The sequence below is a fragment of the Nonomuraea sp. NPDC003754 genome (assembly GCF_053605785.1).
In genome coordinates, this window is record NZ_JBSGJX010000002.1 from 369,906 (window position 1) to 391,362 (window position 21,457).

The 21,457-nt window shown below is 68.5% G+C and carries 25 protein-coding genes, 1 tRNA gene and 1 pseudogene; 10 read left to right on the plus strand and 17 right to left on the minus strand.

Annotated elements, in window-relative coordinates; translation table 11 throughout:
- Positions 1-36: 36 nt before the first annotated feature.
- A complete protein-coding gene (locus ACWEVS_RS04270; RefSeq protein WP_449918168.1) occupies positions 37-177 on the minus strand; it encodes a hypothetical protein in 141 nt (46 codons plus the stop codon).
- Between the two features lie 398 nt (positions 178-575).
- On the opposite strand from ACWEVS_RS04270, the gene ACWEVS_RS04275 reads away from it, so the two are divergent.
- The 5 genes from ACWEVS_RS04275 to ACWEVS_RS04295 all read left to right on the plus strand — a co-directional run bounded on the left by ACWEVS_RS04275 (position 576) and on the right by ACWEVS_RS04295 (position 4,503).
- Positions 576-950: a YbaB/EbfC family nucleoid-associated protein gene (locus ACWEVS_RS04275; RefSeq protein ID WP_449918170.1), complete on the plus strand. Its 375-nt coding sequence runs from the start codon at positions 576-578 to the stop codon at positions 948-950.
- On the plus strand, positions 947-1,252 hold the full coding sequence (locus ACWEVS_RS04280; protein ID WP_449918173.1) for a hypothetical protein: 306 nt from the start codon (positions 947-949) through the stop codon (positions 1,250-1,252). The genes ACWEVS_RS04275 and ACWEVS_RS04280 overlap by 4 nt, the downstream gene beginning before the upstream one ends.
- A 32-nt stretch (positions 1,253-1,284) precedes the next feature.
- A complete protein-coding gene (locus ACWEVS_RS04285; RefSeq protein ID WP_452549846.1) occupies positions 1,285-3,915 on the plus strand; it encodes a WXG100-like domain-containing protein in 2,631 nt (876 codons plus the stop codon).
- Positions 3,916-4,125 (plus strand): hypothetical protein, encoded by a 210-nt coding sequence (locus ACWEVS_RS04290; protein WP_449918176.1) that lies wholly within the window; start codon positions 3,916-3,918, stop codon positions 4,123-4,125.
- A 108-nt stretch (positions 4,126-4,233) separates the two neighbouring features.
- Positions 4,234-4,503, plus strand: coding sequence for a GlsB/YeaQ/YmgE family stress response membrane protein (locus ACWEVS_RS04295; protein WP_452549848.1), 270 nt, complete (start codon positions 4,234-4,236; stop codon positions 4,501-4,503).
- 137 nt (positions 4,504-4,640) lie between these two features.
- On the opposite strand, the gene ACWEVS_RS04300 is transcribed toward ACWEVS_RS04295, so the two are convergent.
- The 3 genes from ACWEVS_RS04300 to ACWEVS_RS04310 form a co-directional block, all read right to left on the minus strand.
- Entirely contained in the window at positions 4,641-5,624 is a 984-nt protein-coding gene (locus ACWEVS_RS04300) for a sporulation protein (protein ID WP_449918180.1), read from the minus strand.
- A 132-nt stretch (positions 5,625-5,756) separates the two neighbouring features.
- Positions 5,757-7,031, minus strand: a complete 1,275-nt coding sequence (locus ACWEVS_RS04305) for an SMI1/KNR4 family protein (RefSeq protein WP_452549850.1) — start codon at positions 7,029-7,031, stop codon at positions 5,757-5,759.
- Positions 7,032-7,066: 35 nt separating this feature from the next.
- Positions 7,067-7,669: a TetR/AcrR family transcriptional regulator gene (locus tag ACWEVS_RS04310; RefSeq protein WP_452549851.1), complete on the minus strand. Its 603-nt coding sequence runs from the start codon at positions 7,667-7,669 to the stop codon at positions 7,067-7,069.
- Between the two features lie 61 nt (positions 7,670-7,730).
- Here ACWEVS_RS04310 and ACWEVS_RS04315 point away from each other — a divergent pair, with 61 nt between their 5' ends.
- The gene (locus ACWEVS_RS04315) at positions 7,731-8,555 is read left to right on the plus strand and encodes a class I SAM-dependent methyltransferase (protein WP_449918187.1); all 825 of its coding nucleotides are present in this window, start codon (positions 7,731-7,733) and stop codon (positions 8,553-8,555) included.
- A gap of 23 nt (positions 8,556-8,578) precedes the next feature.
- Here ACWEVS_RS04315 and ACWEVS_RS04320 read toward each other — a convergent pair whose 3' ends face one another.
- A complete protein-coding gene (locus tag ACWEVS_RS04320) occupies positions 8,579-9,259 on the minus strand; it encodes a DNA-binding response regulator (protein WP_452549854.1) in 681 nt (226 codons plus the stop codon).
- Between the two features lie 87 nt (positions 9,260-9,346).
- Here ACWEVS_RS04320 and ACWEVS_RS04325 point away from each other — a divergent pair, with 87 nt between their 5' ends.
- Positions 9,347-10,228 carry an oxidoreductase gene (locus tag ACWEVS_RS04325; RefSeq protein ID WP_452419409.1) on the plus strand — a complete coding sequence of 294 codons (882 nt, stop codon included), beginning with the start codon at positions 9,347-9,349 and terminating at the stop codon, positions 10,226-10,228.
- Positions 10,229-10,403: 175 nt separating this feature from the next.
- Here ACWEVS_RS04325 and ACWEVS_RS04330 read toward each other — a convergent pair whose 3' ends face one another.
- The 7 genes from ACWEVS_RS04330 to ACWEVS_RS04360 all read right to left on the minus strand — a co-directional run bounded on the left by ACWEVS_RS04330 (position 10,404) and on the right by ACWEVS_RS04360 (position 16,544).
- A complete protein-coding gene (locus ACWEVS_RS04330; RefSeq protein WP_452549856.1) occupies positions 10,404-10,877 on the minus strand; it encodes a hypothetical protein in 474 nt (157 codons plus the stop codon).
- Positions 10,878-10,937: 60 nt separating this feature from the next.
- Complete coding sequence (locus tag ACWEVS_RS04335) at positions 10,938-11,369, minus strand: hypothetical protein (RefSeq protein ID WP_452549857.1); 432 nt, start codon at positions 11,367-11,369, stop codon at positions 10,938-10,940.
- A gap of 190 nt (positions 11,370-11,559) precedes the next feature.
- Complete coding sequence (locus tag ACWEVS_RS04340) at positions 11,560-12,231, minus strand: hypothetical protein (RefSeq protein WP_452549859.1); 672 nt, start codon at positions 12,229-12,231, stop codon at positions 11,560-11,562.
- Entirely contained in the window at positions 12,228-13,766 is a 1,539-nt protein-coding gene (locus tag ACWEVS_RS04345) for a WXG100-like domain-containing protein (protein ID WP_452419405.1), read from the minus strand. Before ACWEVS_RS04345 ends, ACWEVS_RS04340 begins: the two co-directional genes overlap by 4 nt.
- Positions 13,763-14,080, minus strand: a complete 318-nt coding sequence (locus tag ACWEVS_RS04350; protein WP_449918203.1) for a hypothetical protein — start codon at positions 14,078-14,080, stop codon at positions 13,763-13,765. The genes ACWEVS_RS04345 and ACWEVS_RS04350 overlap by 4 nt, the downstream gene beginning before the upstream one ends.
- Positions 14,081-14,554: 474 nt before the next feature.
- Positions 14,555-15,730: an MFS transporter gene (locus ACWEVS_RS04355; protein ID WP_452549860.1), complete on the minus strand. Its 1,176-nt coding sequence runs from the start codon at positions 15,728-15,730 to the stop codon at positions 14,555-14,557.
- A gap of 271 nt (positions 15,731-16,001) precedes the next feature.
- Positions 16,002-16,544, minus strand: coding sequence for an SMI1/KNR4 family protein (locus ACWEVS_RS04360; protein ID WP_452549862.1), 543 nt, complete (start codon positions 16,542-16,544; stop codon positions 16,002-16,004).
- An 82-nt stretch (positions 16,545-16,626) separates the two neighbouring features.
- On the opposite strand from ACWEVS_RS04360, the gene ACWEVS_RS04365 reads away from it, so the two are divergent.
- Complete coding sequence (locus ACWEVS_RS04365; protein WP_452549864.1) at positions 16,627-17,028, plus strand: hypothetical protein; 402 nt, start codon at positions 16,627-16,629, stop codon at positions 17,026-17,028.
- Between the two features lie 253 nt (positions 17,029-17,281).
- Here ACWEVS_RS04365 and ACWEVS_RS04370 read toward each other — a convergent pair whose 3' ends face one another.
- A complete protein-coding gene (locus ACWEVS_RS04370) occupies positions 17,282-17,707 on the minus strand; it encodes a hemerythrin domain-containing protein (protein WP_452549900.1) in 426 nt (141 codons plus the stop codon).
- Between the two features lie 12 nt (positions 17,708-17,719).
- Positions 17,720-18,103, minus strand: a pseudogene (locus ACWEVS_RS04375) (nitroreductase family deazaflavin-dependent oxidoreductase); the annotation flags it as partial.
- A gap of 283 nt (positions 18,104-18,386) precedes the next feature.
- Between ACWEVS_RS04375 and ACWEVS_RS04380 the strand changes: the two are divergent.
- Positions 18,387-18,959, plus strand: a complete 573-nt coding sequence (locus ACWEVS_RS04380; RefSeq protein WP_452549866.1) for a site-specific integrase — start codon at positions 18,387-18,389, stop codon at positions 18,957-18,959.
- Complete coding sequence (locus ACWEVS_RS04385) at positions 18,956-19,336, plus strand: helix-turn-helix transcriptional regulator (RefSeq protein ID WP_452549868.1); 381 nt, start codon at positions 18,956-18,958, stop codon at positions 19,334-19,336. The genes ACWEVS_RS04380 and ACWEVS_RS04385 overlap by 4 nt, the downstream gene beginning before the upstream one ends.
- A 57-nt stretch (positions 19,337-19,393) precedes the next feature.
- Here the strand turns inward: ACWEVS_RS04385 and ACWEVS_RS04390 are convergent.
- From ACWEVS_RS04390 to ACWEVS_RS04400, 3 genes are all read right to left on the minus strand, one after another.
- Positions 19,394-19,467: transfer RNA gene (locus tag ACWEVS_RS04390), tRNA-Ala, on the minus strand.
- A gap of 68 nt (positions 19,468-19,535) precedes the next feature.
- Positions 19,536-20,141 carry a divisome protein SepX/GlpR gene (sepX, locus tag ACWEVS_RS04395; protein ID WP_452419400.1) on the minus strand — a complete coding sequence of 202 codons (606 nt, stop codon included), beginning with the start codon at positions 20,139-20,141 and terminating at the stop codon, positions 19,536-19,538.
- 178 nt (positions 20,142-20,319) lie between these two features.
- A complete protein-coding gene (locus ACWEVS_RS04400; RefSeq protein ID WP_354905972.1) occupies positions 20,320-20,952 on the minus strand; it encodes a GNAT family N-acetyltransferase in 633 nt (210 codons plus the stop codon).
- Between the last annotated feature and the right edge of the window lie 505 nt (positions 20,953-21,457).

The following is a 21,457-nucleotide window of genomic DNA, read 5'->3' on the forward strand; positions in this document are numbered from 1 at the left end:
CGCCGCCGCCGCGCGACGTGGACAGCCCGATTCCGCTCAGGCGGTCCTGTTCAACGCGGTGTCCAGCATCTCCTCGACGACCTGCTGGGAGGCCCGGAGCCGGCCGATCGTCTCGCCGGTGCGGGCCCGCTCGTGACGCAGGTCGTCGACCATGGCAGGGCAGGACGACGGCACCATCCGGTCCTCCTCGTCGTGGACGCAGTGCGGCAGCCTGCCGGCCGCTGGCCGGATCCCGGATCGTGACCGGCCAGGCGAGGGCGATGGCCCGCGACCTGGCCTACCTGCCGGTCAACACCGGTCATACGTCGGACGGGGCCTCACCTCCGCCTACCGGGACGGGGACCTGGCGCCTCGAACCGGCCGCGCCCGGGAGACGCCGCGTCCTGACCTCCGCCGCGACCCTCGTCCGCGCCGGGCCGGTCATGTTACGCTCAGGCGCCCTCATGATCCATCGACCAGAGATGGTCGCCACACGCTCCACCTGCCGCTCGGCCAGGTCGCCCTGGCGGCTGTGGAGACGAGGCTCGCACGCCTCGCGGATGAGGCGTCATGGCGTCGATGGAGGTGAGTCAGGGGTGGACGAGTTCAGCGCGACGCTCAGCGAGCTCACCGAGGAGTACGAACGGCAGGCGCGCCGGATCAAGGAGGCGTACGCCGAGCTCAACAAGGTGGAAGTCTCCGTTCAGTCGGACGACGAGATGGTCACGGTGACGGTGGGGCCGCGTGGGCAGGTGCGCCGTATCGAGCTGAACCCGAGGGTCTATCGCAGGTTGTCGCCCACCGAACTCGCCAACGCGATCACCGAACAGATCACGCGCGCGACGGCCGCCGTGGCGGATCGGTCGAGGGAACTGGTGGGCCCGCTGCTTCCCGAGGGCCTGCCGTACGAGGAGATCTTCGGCGAGGGCGCGGACCTCGACTCCTTGCTGCCTTACCCCGGTTCGGCATGAACCGGCAAGGTTACTCCGCCGACTGGCAGACGATCCGGCGCGAGAGCGCCGTGTTCGGCGACCGGCACATCGAGGTGGCCGACGCCAAGGAGGCCCTGCGCAAGGCCTTCGACAGGGACAGGACGGCACTCGGCAGCGATCAGTACGGGGCGGAGCTGGCCAAGCACCTCCCCCGGATCGAGGAAGAGATCTTCGCGGCGTTCGACGCCTATCTCGACGAGCTCACCTACACCGGCACCGGCCTGCGCGTGAACGCCGACGTCTACGAGGTCACCGAGCAGGCCAACCGGCGGAACGTGTGATCGGCACCGACAGGCGCTGACGGCGGTCGATCATGGGGTTCGACGGGTGCGTGGTGCCGGAGTTCCTGCGGCCGTACGTGGACTGGGTCACCGGGATGGCCTGGCCGGAGGGCGATCCGCAGCGGTGCTTCCGGATGGCTGACGCCTGCGTCGCCACGGCGCACCGGGTGGTGGCGGGCACGGCCGCGGCGGATCCGGCCACGGCGAGGTTGGTGGGCGACGCGTGGGACGGCGATGCCCAGCAGGCTTTCGTGGCGCACGTGCAGCGGACGGTGGGCGGGCGGCAGGCCGACCTGGTCAAGAAACTGATCGACGCGGCGATCGCGCTGAACGCCGTCGGAGTGACGATCCAGCACGCCCAACGCATGATCACGCTTATCGTGGTCTTCCTGATCGTCGCGCTGCCGCTGCTGCTCTGGCAGGCACCATGGCTGCTCCGGCCGTTCTTGCAGATCACGCGCATGAGCGCGCTGCAGATCGCCATGCACACACTCAGGCTGATGGCCGCCTTCGCCGTCTTCGGCGGGGGGATGGATTTCGCGACGCAGCTCTCCCAGGTCCTGGGGGGACGGCGGGACGACGTCGACGTGAACCAGCTCCTGGTCAGCCTGCGCGACGGCGCGATCAACGGACTGCTGACCGGCTTGCTGGGCGGCGGGCTGGGACGGCTGGCCACCCCGGCGTTACGGGCCGGTGTGGCCCGTGCCGAGGCGGCCTTCGGCGAGAGGCTGCTGGCCGCCTTGACCACCACGATGCCCGGCCAGATGGCGCAGTACGGCATCGCGGGGTCGGCCACCACGGCGATCAGCCTGGCGCTGGACGGCAAGCCGCTGGACTGGGACCTCATCCTCAAGAGCGGCACCTCCGCCGCCCTGGGCGCGGACGGCCAGCATCTGCTGGCGCACGTGCCGGGCCATGTCGAAGGGGGTGGCGCACCGCCTGCCGTTCACCCCGACGGCGGACCACCCCCGGGTTCCCCTCGCCGCGTCCTCGGGCCTGCCGACGGTGCCATCACCAGCCTCGCCCAGACCACGCCGGAGGCCCCCACCCGAGTCGGGCCCAAGGATCACACGGGCACGCCCGGCCTCTTCACGCGCACCGCCCAGGCGGACATCGCCGCGCCCCCGTTCATCACGCGCCCCGAACCCCCGGCCCCCGTCCGGGGCGAACCGGCCGCGCCGGGGCCGAGAACCCCTCCTGCGGCACCTGCGCGCGTGCCGGCCGGCCCACCGCACCATGCGGTTCCCGAAACCGCCCCGGGACGCGGCGTCCCCGAGAGCCATGGGACGCGCGCCGCACCGGAGACGGGAGCCAGGCAGGAAGGGCCGTCGCGTCAGGGCGGCGACCGGACGCCGATCGTCGAGGGACGCCGAGCCGACGACTCGTCGGCACGTCCGAACGATCTCTCCCCACGGCGGGCAGGCGCCGACGAGGTGCCGCGTCCCGCCCGGCCGGAGCCGAGCGCCACGGGTCCGAGACGCAGCATCGACGACCTGATCAACCGTCCGCTGGATCCACCCGCGGACCGCCCGACGACGCACGCCGACGGGTCCCGGCAAGGGCCGGGAACGCACCTGGCGGACGGCGACCGCGCCGCGCCACAGCCGGTCGGGCACGCCTCCGGCGACGGCTCCGGCGGCGCGCGCTCACCCGAGATCCGCGACCCGCGCATCGCCTACAGCCTCGACAACCACCCGTCCCCCACCACGCAGGCCGCCGTCCCGCGCTCACCCGAGACCCGCGACCCGCGCATCGCCTACAGCCTCGACAACTACGCGCGGTCGACCGCACAGGGCGGGAACTCCCGTTCCGCACCCGAGGCCGCCACCTCACCGCTGCCGCACGCGCCGGACGCCCAAACCCCGAGAAACCGCATCGACGAGTCGATCAGCCGACCCCCCGACCAGGTCGGACGTTCGCAACCGTCGAACATCCCCCCGCACCCCGGGCACCGGCCCCTGCCCCCCGAACTGGCCCGGGCCTTCGAAGGCTTCCGCCCGGAGGAGGACGGCCACAGGTTGACCGGCGGCGTATCCGCGCGCAGCGTGACCTCGCACCACCTCAGCGACGGGTCCCATTGGGTGCACAAGGTCGTCGAGCGGACAGGACAGGCGGACGCGGAGGTGCTGGGGTCGATCCTGGGCGAGGCCATCGGTGCCAATGTGCCGCCCATCCACCGTCTCGATCCCCACACGATCGTGATGCCCTTCATCGGCGACGGCACGGCGCTCGGCTTCCTTCCCGCACCGACGACCCTGGCGGCCAAGCTCCTGGGCCTGCTCCACGTGCTCGCCGTCGACGGTGACGCCAACCGGCTCAACATCATCCTCGACGAGCACGGGGAGCCTTGGGGCATCGACATGTCGGGCTCGTTCGAGGGCCTTCCGCCGCAGTACGTGGGCCGCATCGCCGAGGTGACGATCAGCCCGTTCGCCGACCACTGGGTGTCGAGAGACATGTCCGGGTACATCGTCAGCAGCTTCGAGTACATCCCGAACGAGTTGAGCCGTTCCGACGTCGTGCGGCTGAGCCGGCAGATCCAGTCCGTCCGGCCGTACTTCGAGGGTCTGGGCCGGGGCGACTGGTTCGCCGGCGTCTGGAAGCGATGGGAGAGAATCGCGGAGAACGCCTCGGCGACGACCTCCATCTTCGATCAGGAGTGAGTGACAGTGTTGCAGGTCAGAGAGATCCACACCGGGCGGCTCCTGGGCACGATCGACCTCACCGGTGACGGCGAGCTCACCGCGAGCGCCGCGGAGCTCCATGACATGTTCGTCCAGACCATGGCGTCGCGCGGGCTGAGCGCGGCAGAGGTGTTCGAGTGGTACACCGGCTGGAGCAACGGCTACGTGGAGATCGTGCCGGTCGGCTAGCCCACCCGTTCCCGCGGCGGCTCTCGACGCGCACCCTCCGAGGAACCACGCCTGCGGGGCGTTCGTTGACCGGAACGAGAGAGATCGCCGACCTTCGGGAGTCGCAGCGTGGAAATCACCGGCATCATCTCCGGTGTCCTCATCGGTATCGTCATCGGCGCCCTGGGGCGTCTGGTCGTACCGGGGCGGCAGCGGATGCCCATCTGGCTGACGATCGTGATCGGTGTGGTCGCGGCACTCGTCGGCACCGCCGTCGCGGCCACCCTGGGGGTGGCGGACACGGCGGGCATCGACTGGATCGAGCTCGGCATCCAGGTGGCGCTGGCCGCACTCGGGGTGTCGCTCACCGCCGGCGCGTACGGCAGGCGCCGCACGTAGGTCCCACCGTCGCCGGCCGGGCCACGAGACGAACTCGTGGCCCGGCCGGTGTTCTGAGTGGCGCACAGTCCGGCGCGGAGACGGCTACCGGTCGGCCCGCCCGTCAGGCTCGTCGTCCGGACCGCCCCTGCGGCGCGCTACCAGTCGCCGTCTCCGCCTTCCTCCTCGTCACCTTCGAAGATCTCCTCGATGACCTCGCCGGCCACCAGGCCGCCGACCACGCCCGCCGCGCCGGCGGCGGCCACCGCGCCCCACCCCGGCCCGCCGTGCTGCTCGTGGTGCTGGTGGTGACCGTAACCGCCGTGGTGGTCGCCGTGGCCGTACCCCTCGTGGCCGTAACCGCCGTGGTGGCCGCCGTACTGGCTGAGACCGGCGAGCCAGCGGCCGATCTCGCTCGGCCAGTCGGTGCGCATGGCGTCGTCGTGGCTGATGGTGAAGCGGCCGATGGAGTCGCCCGAGTAGCGGCCGGCCCGCTTGTCGGCCTCCAGGACGACCTCGAGGCCGCCCGGGTTGGTGACGAAGGTCAGCTCGACCTCGCCGACGATCCCGGCGTGCTGGGGCGGCGGGTAGAACTCGATCTCCTGGTAGAACGGCAGCTGCTGGCTGGAGCCGTAGATCTGGCCCACCTCCAGGTCCGCCGACCTGAACTGGAAGCCGAGCTGGAGGAACGCCTCGAGGATGCGCAGCTGGGAGGGCAGCGGCTCGACCGAGACCATGTCCAGGTCGCCCTTGTCGACGGCCTTGGCGATGGCCAGCTCGGTGCGCACGCCCAGCGCCATGCCGTTCAGCTGCTGTCCGCCGATCTCGCTGATCGGCGTCTCCCACGGCACCGGGATGCTGAAGCCGATGGTGCGCTCCTCGCCCTTGCGCAGGACGAACGGGCCGGAGACCTGGGCGCGCGAGAACTCACCCACTCCGGCTCCCTCGCCCTCGCCGTACTCGATCTCGACCCGGGCGACCAGGCCAAGGGTGATGTGCTCGATGTCGGCGTCGAAGTCGCCGCCGTTGAGCCGTACCTCGCCGGTGAGCGTCCCGCCCGGCTGGGTGCGCGGAGTGGTCAGGACGGTGTCCACCGAGGGGGCGCCCACACCGAATGCGCCCAGCATCCGTTTGAAGACCACGGCTTGTCTCTCCCTGTCGACGGTTGATGGCATGTGTCAGCCACCCGCCTGAACGATCAACGTGCGGGCCGGGTTCCAAGGCAGGTCAGGCGTGGGTCCGCCGGCTTGTGACCGACGACCCCTTCCCATGCCTCAGAGGACTTCCCAGTCGAGCTCGCCGGCGACCGCCTTGGGTTTCCAGTAGCCGATGGAGCCGTTGCCCTCCATGGCGTCGGCGGTGGCCTTCAGGAGGGCGTAGTACGAGCGGATCGGGCGCCCTCCGGGCGTGAAGGTCATGCTGCCCTCGTGATCGGTGTCGCCGACGTCACGCTCCACCGAGTCGATCACCAGGTGGTTCCCCGACCCGTCGGAGCCGATGGGCAGCATGCGCCCGTCCCACCAGTCGGTTCGCGGATCGGAGAAGCCCCCGTCGCGGATGTCTTCGCCGTCGATCTCGCACAGCTGCCGCCACGTGCCGTGCATCTCCTCGACGCTGAGGCTCCAGTTGCCCAGGAAGCCGAAACCCCAGACGTCCTTCACCTCGACCGTCCCGTCGTGCCGGAGGAGCGAGGCCCGCAGGTCGTCGGGGAACGGCGAGCCCATCCGCGCCTCCGCCGCCGCGATGTCCTCGGCCCTTCCAGGCCTGCCCAGCGTGCGATAGGACTTCGGGGCGTTCGTCTTCAGCCAGTCCTCGATCCGCCGCCACTGCCGGTTCACCGCCCGGGCCACCTTCGCGTCGACCTTCCGTACCCGCGGGCCGGCGCTGCCGGGCCGGCAGTCGGCGTCGGGCGTCGGCTGGTAGTCCGGCACCGGCGCCGGCGCCTGCGTCTCCACGCCCTCGACGACCTGGCGCTCGACGACCTGGCGCTCATCGGCCTGGCGCTCGTCGATCGCGGCGAAGAGGCACCTGGCATCGACATCCGAGGTGGTCTTGTCGCACAGCGCGTCCTGCGACACGAAGGAGGCGACCTGGCGAGCCTCTTCCTCTGGTCGTTCCTTGGAGAAGACGGCCGATTCGAGAGCCTGGGTGCCGGCGGCCAGGACGAGAAGCGTCAGCCCGGCGATGCCCCAGCGGGTCAGGCGGCGTCGGACGGCCGGCTCCAGCGGCACCCTCGGCCGGTCGTCCATCTCCGCGAACGCGGGGTGGTCCAGGACGGAGGGTCTGGCGGCGTAACGGTGGAGATCCTCGGCGGTGGGGGTGCCGAGGACCGGCGCCGGAGGCCACGGTGCCCTAGGCCTGCTGCTCTGGGCGGGGACGGGAACGGGGGTGACGGGAGGGGCGGGGGCGGGAACGGGGGTGGCGGGAGCCGCCTCAGCCCGCTGAACCGGCGGGCGCCGGCGAGAACGCACGATCGCCACGATCCCCGCCGCCACGACGGCCGCGAACAGCGCCAGCCAGACCCCGCGGGACATGATCAATCGCCGCACGTCCGGCAGAGTACCTGGAATTCCTCTTTACGGGGTCAAAAGCCCGCACTCTCCCGCACGACGCCGCCGATGACCGTGGTCACGACCTTGTGAACGGCGCCCACCTCCGGCGGCGTGCCGTACTGGCCGGCGAACAGCAGATGCCCGCTCCCGATCAGCGTGAGCGCGAGCGTGTCGACGTCGGCGTCCGCCGCGAGGCGGCCCTGTTCTCGCTCGGCGACAAGGTAGGACGCGATCATGGCCGTGGCCTCCGCCAGTACGGGAACGCCGGTCGGCCTGGCCTCGCGCAGCCGGGCGCGCAGGTTGTCCCTGGCGGTGATGAGGCCGACGATCGCCACGGCGACCGACTCGAACAGATCCGTGAGCGCGTCGGTGAGGTTGCCGGCGACGGTGCCGGTCCCGGCGGACCCGCGCAGCGCGGCGGCCTGGGCGTCGATCCGGGCGATGCGGTCGAGCACGAGCTCGGCGAGGAAGGCGTCGAAGTCGGGGAAGTGCCGGTGCAGGACGCCCTTGGCGCACCCTGCCTCGGTGGTGACCGCGCGACTGGTCAGCGCGTTCGGCCCATCGCGGAGCAGGACGCGCTCGGCGGCGTCGAACAGTTGCTCCCGCGGATCGCGGAGGGCCACCCCTGTCGGCATCGTGCGTCTCTCCTTTCTTCGTCGGGTTGATGAGTGGGCACGTGCCCACTATGGTGGGCGCATGCCCACTACACCTTCGGCGGGAGCGCCGCTTCCTGAACACGAGCCTCACCAGCACCGACAGGTGGCCGAGTCGTTCGGTGTGGACGCCGAGCGCTACGACCGGACCCGGCCCCACTACCCCGACGCCATGGTGGACCGGATCGTCGCCGGCAGCCCCGGGCCCGACCTTCTCGACGTCGGCTGCGGAACCGGCATCGACGCCCGGCAGTTCCAGGCGGCCGGCTGCGCCGTCCTGGGCGTCGAGCCCGACGCGCGGATGGCCGACTTCGCCCGGCGCCACGGCCTCGAGGTCGAGGTGGCGACGTTCGAAGCCTGGGAGCCCGCCGGCCGTACCTTCGACGCGGTCGTCGCCGGGCAGACCTGGCACTGGGTGGACGCGGCCGCGGGAGCCGCCAAGGCGGCGCGGGTGCTGCGCCCCGGCGGACGCCTGGCGGCGTTCTGGAACGCCTTCGAGCTGCCGCCCGACGTGACGGACGCCTTCGTCTCGGTCTACCGGCGGGTGATGCCCGACTCGCCGGTCAAGCTCCCGGTGGCGCCGGGCCTGGACGGGTACCAGGCGCTGTACGCCAAGGCCGCCGACGGCATCCGGCAGGTGAGCGGGTTCGGCGAGCCCGAAGAGTGGCGGTTCGACTGGGAGCAGCCCTACACCAGAGACGAGTGGCTGGACCAGATGCCGACCCAGGGCGCCCTCACCCGGTTCCCGCCTGACCAGCTGGCGCAGGTGCTGGAGGGCGTGGGGGCCGCCATCGACGCGATGGGGGGCGGCTTCACGATGCGTTACGCGACGGTGGTCGTCACCGCCACCCGAACCGGCACCGCCTGAGGATCCGGACAGGCCGCGTACCGTCAGCCGGTCACCGCCGATCCGCCGAGCCCGAGTTCGCCCGCGCGGAGGCCCGCCTGGAACCGGGAGTCGGCCTCGAGCTTCGCCATCAGCTCCGCGACCCGTCTCCGGTAGGTGCGCAGCGAGAGGCCGAGCCGTCTGGCCCCCGCCTCGTCGGTGTGCCCGGCGCCCAGAGAACGCAGGACCTCCAAGCCGTCGACGTCGAGGTGGGGCACCTCCCCCGCGAGATAGGCGTCGACATCGGTGGCGGTCTCCCAGGCCGCCTGGAAAAGCGCGTGCACACCGCCGACCAGCACGGGCGAGGTGGTCACGGTGAACTCCCTGGGACCCGGCGCGTCACGACCGGCGAGGATCGCCACCCGCCGGTCGATGATGAGCGTCTCGTGCGGAAGAGGCGTCGAGCTGATCCGCACCTGGGCACCCCTGGCCGTGATCTCGCGGAGATGCAGCCTGGCCGCCTCGTCGGCGAGAGCCACCGGGCTGAGAAGCTTCTTCACCGGGAAAGCGGCAGCGCCGGTCGCGCGGATCCGGTCCGCGACGGCCTGCCGTGCCGCGGGCTGCGACCAGGTGGCCAGGTCACGGGCCACGCACACGAACTCCTGCCGTATGCCGGCGAACAGGTGACCGGTCCGGGCGACGAGCTCGAGGTCACCGCGCACGGTGATGAGCTGATCGGCAGTCACCCGTTCATTATCACCGCCGTCGCGGCGCGGTGGCAGCTTGCTGCCACCGCGTTGGCTCGCCGTACGGGGCGGAGGAGGCTGGTCGGCATGACGACCAACGACATGCATGCAGCCGCTTCACCTGGAGAGTTCCTCCTCGGCGGAGACCTCGCCGTCCGCCGCCTCGGTTTCGGCGCCATGCGACTGCCGACCGGTGTGTTCCAGGGACCCGTCCGCGATCCGGAGACGGGCGTCGCGGTACTGCGCCGCGCGGTCGACCTGGGTGCCAACCACATCGACACGGCGTGGTTCTACCGGAGGGGCGCGGTGGCGGCCAACGACCTCATCCGGAGGGCGCTCGCGCCCTATGACGACGACCTGGTGATCGCGACGAAGGTCGGACCGTTGTTCAACGCCGACGGGATCCCCGGCGGCCAGGCCGGCCCGGACGCGTTGCGAGGCCTGGTGGAGGACAACCTGCGCACTCTCGGCGTGGACCGGCTCGACCTCGTCTACCTGCGGGTGGGCGGCATGACCGGGCCCGGAGGCGAGTCGGTCGCCGACCGGTTCGCGGTCCTCGCCGACCTGCGCGAGCAAGGGCTGATCCGGCACCTGGGCCTCAGCAACGTCGACGCCGTCCAAGTCGCCGAGGCGCGGACGATCGCCCCGGTCGCGGCGGTGCAGAACAGCTTCCATGTGCAGGACCGGGGCGACGCCGGGCTCCTGGCGCAGTGCGAGAAGGACGGGATCGCCTTCGTGCCGTTCTTCCCGCTCGGCGGCGGCCTTCGCCCGATCGACCCGGCTCGCATGGAGCGGGTCACGGCCCGCCACCGGGCGACCACGGCGCAGGTGGCGATCGCCTGGTTGCTGGCGAGTTCTCCCGCGCTGCTCGCCATCCCCGGCACCGGCTCGCTCGACCACCTGGAGGAGAACATGGGCGCGAGCCGGATCCGCCTGACGTCTCAGGACCTCGCCGAACTCGAGAGCTGAGCCTGTGTCACCACCCCGACGAGGACCCCCACCGCCGCTGCGCGACCCGCTCAGAACGGCCGGCGGCGCGGCCTGCCGCGACTTGCCGTAACACAGGGAACTCCGGCGCGGACAGAACCTGATGTGGATGTTCTGCGCTGCGTTGGGGCAACCTGTTGTGGCACTTCCTCCACTGTCAAGAGGGAAGCCACGACGGCCACCACGGCATAACGCAATCGCCTGAGGCGCCTTCGGTGGCCACGTCGTACAGAGTCATCGCAATCGGTCCGGCGACGGATCCGGCAATGGTGAGAGCCAGCAAGACAGGGCCCACCCAAGCGCGACGTGCGAGCCAAGGCAGCCGGGTCAGGAGATGGAACGACAGTGCGACAAGCGCAGACAGCGCAGAGATGATCGGGAAGATCACGATCCGGCTCAAGACCCATAGGGTGCCGGCGAACTTCTCTCCCGCGCTCAGGTCGCCCAGACAGTAGATCTGCGCGCGAGTCACCAGGTGTATGTCGAAGAAGGTCCCGATCGTGCCGCACGCCATTGCGGTGATCGCCGACAGCCCGCAGCCGAACGTCCAGTAGATGTCGCCCGCTACAGGTGTCCTCCGCTCTGTCACGGCGCCATCGAAGCAGACACGTATGCGAGCGATGCGCAGCATCTGTGCGGATCTGGTGCAGGTTCGTCCATCTGCTTCTCGCCTGCGGGAACACATCCCGCCTCAGACGGGAGGCGGGGCACCAGATCGGTTTCTGGGACACATACCGTCGTCGCCTAAGTGGTGACGGTTGATGGGCTCAATCTCAGCCAGAGCATCGAAGAACTCCTGCCGTGTGATCTCGGAAGGCGAGAACTCCTCCAGATCGAGATCCGCGTAAGTCAATCCTCCGTACCGATCCTCAGCATGCTGCTCGTCATACGCGAGGACCACTCCGTTGGCGTACACCTCGACCTGCTGATGCGCGGTTCCGGTGTCGTCAACGGCCAGATAGAACGTCGACGTCCCCCAGCTGGCGTACTCGTCCCCACGACCTTCATCCCATGGACGCCTGAAGTACCTCACAAGGTCATTCTCATGGAAGGAGGACGGCGTCTCTTCGACCGCTACTTCCTCGCTGTCTGGCCTGCTCGTGCCAGGCTCGAGGGCGCACACCGACCGTCCTCATGGACGACCGGGAACCTGTGATCATGAGCCCACACCGTCGCTGACCATCGACGGCCCGGGCGGGAGGCACGTCGACGGCACCAGAGCCCTTGCAGACGCCGGCGAGCGCCCCGTCAGGACAGCGGGCTATCGCGGCCCGACTTCCCTAATATCTTCAACAAATGTCAGGCGCTGGACACTAGCGCACGTTGTCGTTCCGCGCTCCCTTGCCGGCCTGATCGGGACCGCTCTCGCCCATGACCACCATGCGGCCGTTGGTGACCTTCTTGGCCGGCAGACCACCGGTTTCCACGCAACTCGTCCCTACCGGTAGTGGCGGCGGCCGGTCGGGGAACAGATCCGAAGCCGGCTCCCGCGAGCTCGGTGCACGCATTTCGATGGACATCTTGACCCTGCCCGGCAATTGCCCGACCCCGTCGGCGGTGGCGAAATAGGACACCCCATCGACAATCTTGTACGCGTAGGCGACGAATGACCACGCGTCCCAGACGCCATCCTGAGGCGGGTCGGGGTCATCGGACTTACGAGGCGGCAGACAGGCCGTGGCGTAGACCGTCCAGCCGCTGTCACGCAGTTTTCGCATGCCTTTCACGGCCCACTGCCGCGCGTCTTCAGCCGGAGCCCCCGTGGCCTGATCGGCCAGGACCACGGCCACCTGGCCGCGGGTTGCGCGGAGCCGGTCCGAGCTCTGGAAGGCGACCCTGGTTGACGGCTTGCTGATGGCTTCACCGGCAAAGGGCTGTGACCGCATGACCGTGATGCGATCATGATCGGTTTGCGTGGTGGCGCTCGGGGCCATACACCCGCCCAGCAGCACGCAGATCGGCACCAGGAGGACTCGCCTGGTCATTTGGGGGCCACCACGCCCTGTACGTGTTTGTATCCCAGCGCCGAGACGTTGCCGTTGCGGAAATCGTCCTCACTGACGCGGACCATTTGCCCGCTCGGGTCATAGAAGATCAAGTCATTGCCCTGGTGCCCGACGAGCAGTACATAGTGGGCAGGATAGGAGTCTCCGATAAGGACCGGCACCGTGTGGCCGGCATCCACCGCACCGACGGCGTCGTTGAGGGCGGGGTTGACCGACCCGGCAGAGGTGTCATCGACGATCCGCCAGTCATAGTCGGTGCCGAAGGAGTCGGCGTGCTTGTTCATCTCGTCGGACAGTCCCCATGGACTGGTGCCCAGGCTCTGTGGCCACAGGGTGTTGGTGGCATCGTGGATGCGGTTCTGCTCATTGGCGAACTTCTCCCGCAGGTCGGTCCCTGACAGCGAGTTGCCCTTCTCATCCGTGGTCAGGCCCAGCGCGTACAACGGGTCGTTCATCGCTCGGGCCACCATGATCGAGGTCGAGCCGCAGGTCGTCTGATTCTGCTGCTCCAGCTCGACTCCGTTGACGAGGACCGTCCCGCTGCTGCCCGGGTTGACCAGGCTGAGGTGATCGCGTAGCCAGGTTTCACTCTTGCCGTGAATGGCCCTGGCGAAGTTGCCGATGTCATCGATCGCGTGCCCGGCTGCGAGCGCCTTCATCAGATAGGCCCGCTCCGCCTCGGAGCCCGCGCTTTCCAGAAGCTGCTGCATGCGGGCCCGCTCCGCTTCCGACAAGGCGTCCATCTTGGACGCCGCCCGGGCCAGCTGTGCCGTGCTCAGGATGCCGTCTTCTTCCCCTGTGGTGCCGGCGATCCCCGCGTTGGCCAGGAGGACCGCATCGAAGGCGTCCACGTGATGCGACCGGACGGCACCGGCGCGCGCCTTGCCCTGCACGTCCCGCAGCCCGCGCCGCAGTGTGTCGGACGCGGTCTGAAGTTGTTCGAAAACCTCGATGGCGCCGTCAATGGCCCTGATGGCCTTGCGGATCTCATCGATGATGCCGCCGTCATGGTCGAACGGCCAGACGGTGTCCCAGATATTGCGCAGGATGTCCAGAGTGCTGTTGAGCTGGCCCACTGCTTCAGCCAGATGTTGCCGATGATGGCCCAGCTCCCGTTTCAACCGGCGGACCTCGTCGGCGTACTCCTCCAGCAACGTGGCCGCCTTGCGCATGGCCGGCGTGGCCTGCTGCAGCAGATCGTCGGTCGCTTTGAGCGCGGCAAGCGCCTCCGTGGCGGTGTCGCCCGTCCATACTGAAGGGACGGAAGACTTTGTGTGGTCGATATCAGTGTTGGCGGTGTTGAGCGTGGTCGCCATATTGCGGAAGGCTTTGCCGAGGTCGTCGATGCCGTCCGGATCCCCGGGGACGTCCCGAAATATCGAGGCCAACGTGTAAATACTGCTGACGATCTCGCCGATCATGAGGGCCGGGTTGGAAACCGTCGCGAGGAAGGTGCCGACCTGCTTGAGCCGGTTGATCGCGGTAGTAGCCTGGAGGTAGTCGTCCGAGGTCACGTACGGCCGTCCGCGACGCGCCGATTCTTGGCGGCGACATAGTCATCAACCGACTTGAACCCTTCGGCTGACGCGCGGGTTGCCAGGCACCACTGTTCGAGCACCTCGCGATAAACCTCGAATTCTTTCTCCCAGGCATCCCGAACGGCAACCACGGCTGCGGTCGGATCGGTGAGCTTGAATTCATCCTCAGGCGACTCGAGCGCCTGTTTCCAATCGCGACGGGCGATCCGGATATCGTCTGCGGTGTCGCATACGGTCCCGGCCTTCTGCTTGATCGCGCTGTGCGCGTACAGCACCTCCGATGAGGCCACGACTTTCTCCCCGGAATTAAATCAAGATGCGGCGCCAAGCCGGAAACAACGCGGCTTTCAAAAGGTAGATCGCAAGCGTCGGAACAGCTTACAGCCCGCTCCGTCGCCGCCGCCACGCTTCCACCGGTAACAAGATCACGTCGCCTGGCACGTCTCGGGGATTGAGCCGACCCGCCCACGCTGCACCGCAACGGGCTCGACGCCGCGAGCAGCAAACGCGACCTGCGTACGGCGGGTCACCGTGGCACTCGATCCCGACAAGGGCACTGCCAGCTCAGGCCATGATCACCGTCTTCGGCGGCGACCGACGGGTCGAGTCCACGTGAGATGGTCCCAAGACATCGAAAAGGGGCTGGGGTGTTCACGAGTCAGCCTGAACGTACGGAAGCAAGGCTCTGAAGATCGCTTCCCAGGCCCAGCTGTTGGACGGCTTGGCTGCGGCTCCAGTCGGCTGCCGGGATGCAGGGCGCCGGCTCAGCGAGATTTGGTGAGTGACCACAGGGCTACCGCCATGAGCAGAGCGGTCAGCCCGCCGCAGATCATCACGGTGGAGACCGAGAAGGCGTCGACGACGCGGCCGCCGAGGAACGCGCCGAGGGCGAAGGTCGCCTGGAAGGAGGAGGTGAAGATGACCGTGGCGGCTTCGGGCGTGTGAGGGGCGGCGGTGATGAACGATGCCTGCGAGCAGACGGGCACGCCTCCGTAGGCCAGGCCCCAGACCACGAGCAACACCACGGCGCCGACGGTCGTGCCGCCTACCGAGGGCAGCAGCAGGGTGGTGGCCGCGATCAGGCAGCCGCAGGTTGCGAAAGCGGCTCGCAGGCGTGTGGCGGTGGCCTTGCCTGCCAGGAAGTTGCCGGCGATTCCGGCGATGCCGTACGCCAGCAGGACGGCGCTGACGGCTGTGGGAGGCAGGCCGGTGACGTCCTGGAGGAAGGGCGTGACGTAGGTGTAGGTGCCGAAGTGGGCCAAGACGATGAGGACGGTGGCCAGCAGAGCGATGGCGGCGCCCCGGGTGCGCAGCAGGTCGAGCAGGACGCGAAGGCTGGTGACCTGGTGGGCGGGCAGTGGCGGCAGCAGGATCAGCAGGGCGGCCAGGACCAGGATGGCCAGCACGGCCAGGACCAGGAAGGCGGTTCGCCAGCCGGCGAGGTTGCCGATGAAGGTGCCGGCCGGTACGCCCAGCACGGAGCCCAGTGGCACGGCGGAGAAGATCACAGCGGTGGCGGTGCTGACGGCGTGTGGCGGCATCAGGCGGCCGGCCAGCCCGGCCCCGATCGACCAGAAACCGCCGATGGTGAGGCCGACGAGCACCCTGGAGAGCAGCATGACCCAGTAGGAGGTCGCCACTGCGGCCAGCACGTCGGCCACGGCGAGCACCGCCATGAGGACGCACAGCATCGCGCGGCGGTCCAGGCGCGCGGTGGTCAGTGTGACGGTGGGTGCGGCGACCGCGGCGACGATGCCGGGCAGTGTCATGGTCAGCCCTGTGGTGCCGGCGGAGATGCCGAAGTCGGCGCCGATGGCGGTCAGCAGGCCGATGGGCAGGATTTCGCTGGTGACGATGGCGAAGATGCCCAGCATGAGCGAGGTGACCGCGAGCCAGTTGATGAGGGGCGAGCGGGGCCGGGCGAGCGTGGTGGTGGACATGATTCCCGTTCAGGCAGGTGCGCGTGGCGTGCAGGCACCCAGCCAAGCAGGGATGAAGCAGCGGGCACTGGCACGTTTCGGACGCAACCGTCGCCACGACTCGTACACCGTCAGCACTCGTGCGGCCGTCGCTACCGATATGGATCGACTCTCGCCGAGGTCTCCGACAATCCGAAGACCTCGGGAAACCTGGCGATGCCGACTCCGGCGCAGGTCGCGATCGCTGCCACCGACGCGTGCGCCCTGCGTGCGCCCACGACGCGGACTTCACTCACCGGCACATCGCGTCGATGAACTCCGAGAAGCCCGGGAACTCCTCTCGCGCCCCCGCCACGATCTCCGCCGCGGAACGGCGCCTCCCCGGCGCGTACCGCTCCGCGATCGCCTGGAATGCCTCGTTCGGCTGCGTCTCACGACCTGGGTCGGTGAATGCCTCTGCCGGGCCCAAGCCGTCCGCGAACAACCGGAGCAGATCACCGAGATCGCGAGCTATCACGCCGCATTCACCCTCAGAACCGAGGTAGACGACAGGCTGCTCGATGATTGACATACCAGGCCGAACCAGCCAGAAACCGACATAGTCGCCCGCCCCAGTAGTGCCGAAAAAGCGGAATTCGCTGCCGTCGACCTCATCGTTACCGGTCCACAGGCGAAACCACCACGCGGTCCTCTCCGGCGCCTCGAGTCGTTCGTATAGCTCGAAATCACAACCGTGGGCCTCGTCGGTTTCTTCGTCCCACGTCCACTCAAAGCCCACCTTGGCCACCTCGGCCAAGGCGATGGGTAGGACCAGATGTTCAGGTGTCTCCGTCATCCTGGGAGACTAGACCACTCCACATCCGGTAGCCGATCTGAGCGCGTTGCCGCCATGGAGGATCATCACGGCCAGCGGAGCAGTGATCTCCGGCAAGCTACGCATCCTCGCCGGGACGCACGTCATCCCAGGGCTGGGGAAAATCAAACTCCAGCAGCTACGTGCCGATCACGTGGATGAATGGCTCGACCAGCTCGCCGGCAACCTGGTCACCACCACCCCCCGAGAGATCCACAGCGTGCTCAAAAGAGCCATCCGGCAAGCTCAAACACGTGACATGGTGCTCAGGGACCTTGCCGAACCGTTCACCACGCCCCCGCCCACGGGCACGGGCGGACGCCTCAGCAAGGCACTCACGCGGCAACAGGCAGAAGCCGTGCTCAAGGCCGCCAGGGCGTACCCATCGAGACCATCGCCGATCTCGTCGAGCACGCGGGCACCAGCGTCACCGCAGCCGTGTACCGGCACCAGCTCAGGCCGGTGATCATGGGTGCCCACACGATGAACACGACTCTTCGGCGACAGCCGACACGGGTAGAGAATCCGAGTGAGATGGCTCCCCGATTGGCTCCCATCGACTTCCAGACATGAGAAAAGGGCCCCGGATTACTCCGAAGACCCTTCTCACCTGCATCTTCCTGGTGGGACGTTCACGAGGATGGCTGAGCCATGCATTCAGAGGGGCGAAGAAGATCGCTTCCCGGCTGGTCCGAGATCGTTTCCCAATTCCTCGGGCTTCAGGCGAGGTCGAGAATCGGGATCAGTTGTTCCTCCTCATACGTCAGGTGCGCTTCAAGCTCATCGACGAGCCGCTCGATCTCGGCCCGTACCTTCAGCGGATCCTCACCAGAAAGGGCCTGCTTCAGCTCTTCCAGGAGTACGGCGATGCGCTCGTGCTCCTTGGCCAGCCGCTTCAACGTCGGAGCGAGCGAGGGATGCTGCTCGGCCAGGCCGGGGAACATCATGGTGTCCTCGCCCGTGTGGTGATGGTGCAGTCCCTGGCAGACGGTCAGGCAATTGATCCTAAGCTGCACGCCCAAGCCTGGCCGTCCTGAATCGGACAGTTCCTTGCGGATCAGCGCGAGTTCGCGGCGGAAGCCGTCGTACACCAGTTTGAGGTACGCACCGCCCGACGGTGCGCTGTCCCGGGGCGGACCGGTCACGCGAAGTGCGACGACCGGGATGGCGCGCGTCGTCCTGGCCTGGTAGTCGGCCCAGCCAGGGTCGCCTTCCACCGCGCGGGCGAACGCCGCGTCGCGCTCGGCGCCCTCCAGGACCTCCGCCTCGACATCGAAGATGAGGACGCCCGTCTCGACGGTGGCGCGCGGGTTGGCCTGCAGATTGTGGTACTAGGCCGGGTGGTTCGGCGCTCCCCCGGCGGAGCCGATGACCAGCATGCGCTCGACGCCGTCGGGCAGGTAGGCGAGCGGGGTCGTGTGTGGCTTGCCCGAGCGGGCGCCGGTGGTGGTGAGCAGGAGCAGCCTCGCTCCCTCGAAATGGCCACCGACTTGGCCGTTGTTGGCGCGGAACTCGTCGATGACCTGCTTGTTGAAATCCATTCCTCTCCATTGGTGGTCCTGCTGTGCCGTACTGAATGGAGAAGAGGACGGCGGGCCGCGCGCCCGCCCGGCGATCAAGCGCCAGCCGGGCTGCTCTCTGGTGCGTGACCCAAGGCCGACCCGGCAGTCACGCGGATCATGCTACTTCATTACGCGCCGCGGGGTGTCAGGTCTCTGTCCAGGCTGTCGGACCGTTCATCCCAGTTCCGCAGAGGAGCCGGGCAGGTCGCCGTGAGCGCGGGGCGGGTTGGGGTCGTGGACGAACGGGTGGGTCGTCGGCGGCTTGACGCTGCTGCTCGGCGCACGCACGAAGGAACTGTGTGCGCTCACCTGGTCGCACGTCAACTTCGACAGCACGCCGCCGTCCATCGTGGTCTGGCGCTCCGTTCGGGAGGGCGGGGACATCAAGACCAAGAAGTCCCGCCGCACTCTGGCCATGCCGATGCGTTGCGTCGATGCTCTCAAGCTCCACCGCGAACGACAGGAAGTGGCCAAGAAGGCGGCGGGCGAGAGCTGGCAGGACAACGACCTCGTATTCGCATCCAAGGTCGGCACCGAGCTCGGCTCTCACAACGTCCGCCGCTCGTTCCGGGCCGTCCTCAAAAAGGCGGGCCTCAACTCGAAGGACTGGACACCCCGCGAGATGCGCCACAGCTTCGTCTTGCTGCTCTCCGACTCTGACATGCCCATCGAGGCCATCTCACGCCTGGTCGGCCACCGCAACACCAGCGTCACCGAGACCGTCTACCTGAAGCAACTCCGGCCGGTGCTCCTGGAGACGCCGAAGCCATGGACCGTATCTTCAAGCCCGACTCTTGACCTATTTAGAAGCTCTGAATATTCTGACTATTCATGACCACTAAATTGGGCATGATGATCAGATCCGCGCGGCTTGACCTGGGCCTGACACAGACAGCTCTGGCACGCGACTTGGGAGTATCCCAGGGCATGGTGTCCAGACTCGAGAAGGGGGAGAAGTACCCCACCGGCGATCTGACCCAACGGTTGTCCGCCGCATTGAAGATCGACATATTTGAGATCTTTGATCTGGCGGTGGAGATGTCCGACCCGGTCGAGCATGCGATCGTGAAATCAGGTTTGAGTCCAGAGAAGCAGGATGTCGTCCTAGCCGTCTATGGCCTCGCGGCGGGGCGCGACTCGCTGGGGAATGTAGCTTTGCTCCGCTCTAAGCTCCCAGAAGGTAGACAAGGCCAGCAGACGCCGAACGCCTAGTCACCCAACAACCACAAAGGCCGCTCCCGATCTCTCGGAAGCGGCCTTTGACCTGGGTGGAGATGAGGGGATTCGAACCCCTGACCCCTTCGATGCGAACGAAGTGCGCTACCGGACTGCGCTACATCCCCAAGGACCTCGACTAGATTAGCAAACTTCCAAGGGTCCTCGCGCCAACCACGCGCCGCGCGTGCCCGCCTCAGTCGCCCACCGCGCGGCGAGGCGGGTCCGCGTACTGGTCGAAGAGCACGTCGGGCTGCCGGAACTCGATGATCTCGGCCTCGGCCTGCTCGGCGGCCAGGGTCTCGGCGCGGCGCCGTTCGCGCTGGCGGCGCAGGTGGGCGGCACGGGCCTCGGCGGCGCGGAGGCGGCGTTCCCTGTCGATGCGGGTGGCGATGCGCAGCACGGTGAGGTAGGAAGCGAGCAGGACGCCCGCGGGCGCCACCCCCCACCAGGGGATGACCTGGACGGCGGCGGTCACCACGGAGGCGAGCACCAGAAGGATCGAGAAGAACAGCATCCTCCTGCGGCGCGCTACGATGATCGCTCGACGGCGGGCGCGCAGGTGACGCAGGTCGACCGGCGGCTGCGTGAGGTCGCTGATCGTGTCGTACGGCTCGACGGGCTCGGAGTCCTGCGACTCCACAGGGGAGGAGGCGGCCATGGTCGGGACAGGTCCGGTGATCTCGGCCGCGTAGAACTCCTCGAGCTCGGCCAGGTTGCTCCGGTCTCTGCGCAACCACATCGGCACGAGCACGCACAGCCACATCACCACGATGGCGAGGTACAGCAACACGCTGCTCACGGCCACCTCCGAGCGCCAGGAAAGGCCGTACCAAGCGTCGTGGACCCCCCGGGAACGGTCCTGCGGGCAGCACGAAGACGCGTGCGTGTTCTCGGCGTCTTCGATGTGCTCACGTCACGCACCGTAAGACCGCGTGTCACTAATTGACGAGTATTCGGTGCGGTGTGTCGCGAGATCGTCAAACCTCTTCATGCGACGACCCCGCGCGACGCCACTGCACGAGCAGCCCGCGGGGCACGTCTTCCACGGTCAGCGCGTAACAAATGTGGTCGCGCCAGGCCCCGTCGATGTGGAGCTGACGCCTACGAATGCCTTCTTCCCTGAACCCGAGCTTCTCAACCACTCTGCGGCTGGCGTGATTTTCGGGACGGATGTTCGCCTCGAGTCTGTGGAGGCCGCTGGTGAAGAAGCAGTGGTCGACGGCCATGGCCAGCGCGGTGGGGGTGATGCCACGTCCGGCGAGCGCGCCGTCGATCCAGTAGCCGACCTGAGCGGTCCGGGCCGAGCCCCACACGATGGCGCCGACGGTGAGCTGACCTGCGAACCTGCCCTCGTAGGTGACGACCCACGGCATGGCGAGCCCCTGGCGGGCCTCTCTGCGCAGAGTGGCGACCATCGAGAGGTACGGCCCCAGGCCGGTCCTGAACAGGGGCGTTTCGGGGTTGCTCGGCTCCCAGGGGCGCAGCCAGTCGGCGTTGCGCAGGCGGGTGTCGCGCCACACGCGGACGTCCGCCAGGCGGAGGGGACGTAGTCCCACGGGCCCCTCGGTCAGGGTCGCCGGCCAGCCACGAAGTCGATCCACGTCACTCATCATCCCCCGGAACACGGCGAAGCCGCCATGGATCCCCCTGGTCCGCAGGGAACGCTGTCCCGGGGCTCGTCTCCAGGCGCCGCGGGGCTCCCCTCCAGGCACGGGGCTCGTCCCCAGACGCCACAAAGCTCCTCCCCGAACGCTGCGGAGCTCGTCTCCAGGCGCGAGGCTCCTCCCCGGACGCCACGGGGCTCGCCCCGGGCGCCGCAGAGCTCCTCTCCAGGCGCAGAGCTCCTCTCCAGGCGCGGAGCTCCTCCCCAGGCGCGGAGCTTCTCCCCGGACGCCGCGGGGCTCGTCCCGGGCGCCGCAAAGCTCCTCTCCGGACGCCGCGGCGATGTCACCGACGGGAGGGCAGACATCACGGACAGGAGGGCGGTGGTGGCGTGCCGTTCGGCGATGCGGTGCACGGAGGCGACCACCATGGCGACCACCATGACGGAAGGAGGCGGCTCTCCCACCGAGCCCGCTTTCCCGCTACGGAGAGTAGCCGCCGGAGGTGGGCTGA

Excerpts from the sequence above, each read along its gene's own strand:
- ACWEVS_RS04355 (WP_452549860.1), bottom strand. The coding sequence starts at position 15,730 with ATGTCCACCACCACGCTCGCCCGGCCCCGCTCGCCCCTCATCAACTGG.
- ACWEVS_RS04310 (WP_452549851.1), bottom strand. The coding sequence starts at position 7,669 with ATGCCGACAGGGGTGGCCCTCCGCGATCCGCGGGAGCAACTGTTCGAC.
- ACWEVS_RS04270 (WP_449918168.1), bottom strand. The coding sequence starts at position 177 with ATGGTGCCGTCGTCCTGCCCTGCCATGGTCGACGACCTGCGTCACGAG.
- ACWEVS_RS04325 (WP_452419409.1), top strand. The coding sequence starts at position 9,347 with ATGACGACCAACGACATGCATGCAGCCGCTTCACCTGGAGAGTTCCTC.
- ACWEVS_RS04285 (WP_452549846.1), top strand. The coding sequence starts at position 1,285 with ATGGGGTTCGACGGGTGCGTGGTGCCGGAGTTCCTGCGGCCGTACGTG.
- ACWEVS_RS04360 (WP_452549862.1), bottom strand. The coding sequence starts at position 16,544 with ATGACGGAGACACCTGAACATCTGGTCCTACCCATCGCCTTGGCCGAG.
- ACWEVS_RS04340 (WP_452549859.1), bottom strand. The coding sequence starts at position 12,231 with ATGACCAGGCGAGTCCTCCTGGTGCCGATCTGCGTGCTGCTGGGCGGG.
- ACWEVS_RS04315 (WP_449918187.1), top strand. The coding sequence starts at position 7,731 with ATGCCCACTACACCTTCGGCGGGAGCGCCGCTTCCTGAACACGAGCCT.
- ACWEVS_RS04400 (WP_354905972.1), bottom strand. The coding sequence starts at position 20,952 with ATGAGTGACGTGGATCGACTTCGTGGCTGGCCGGCGACCCTGACCGAG.
- ACWEVS_RS04385 (WP_452549868.1), top strand. The coding sequence starts at position 18,956 with ATGACCACTAAATTGGGCATGATGATCAGATCCGCGCGGCTTGACCTG.
- ACWEVS_RS04280 (WP_449918173.1), top strand. The coding sequence starts at position 947 with ATGAACCGGCAAGGTTACTCCGCCGACTGGCAGACGATCCGGCGCGAG.
- ACWEVS_RS04330 (WP_452549856.1), bottom strand. The coding sequence starts at position 10,877 with ATGCTGCGCATCGCTCGCATACGTGTCTGCTTCGATGGCGCCGTGACA.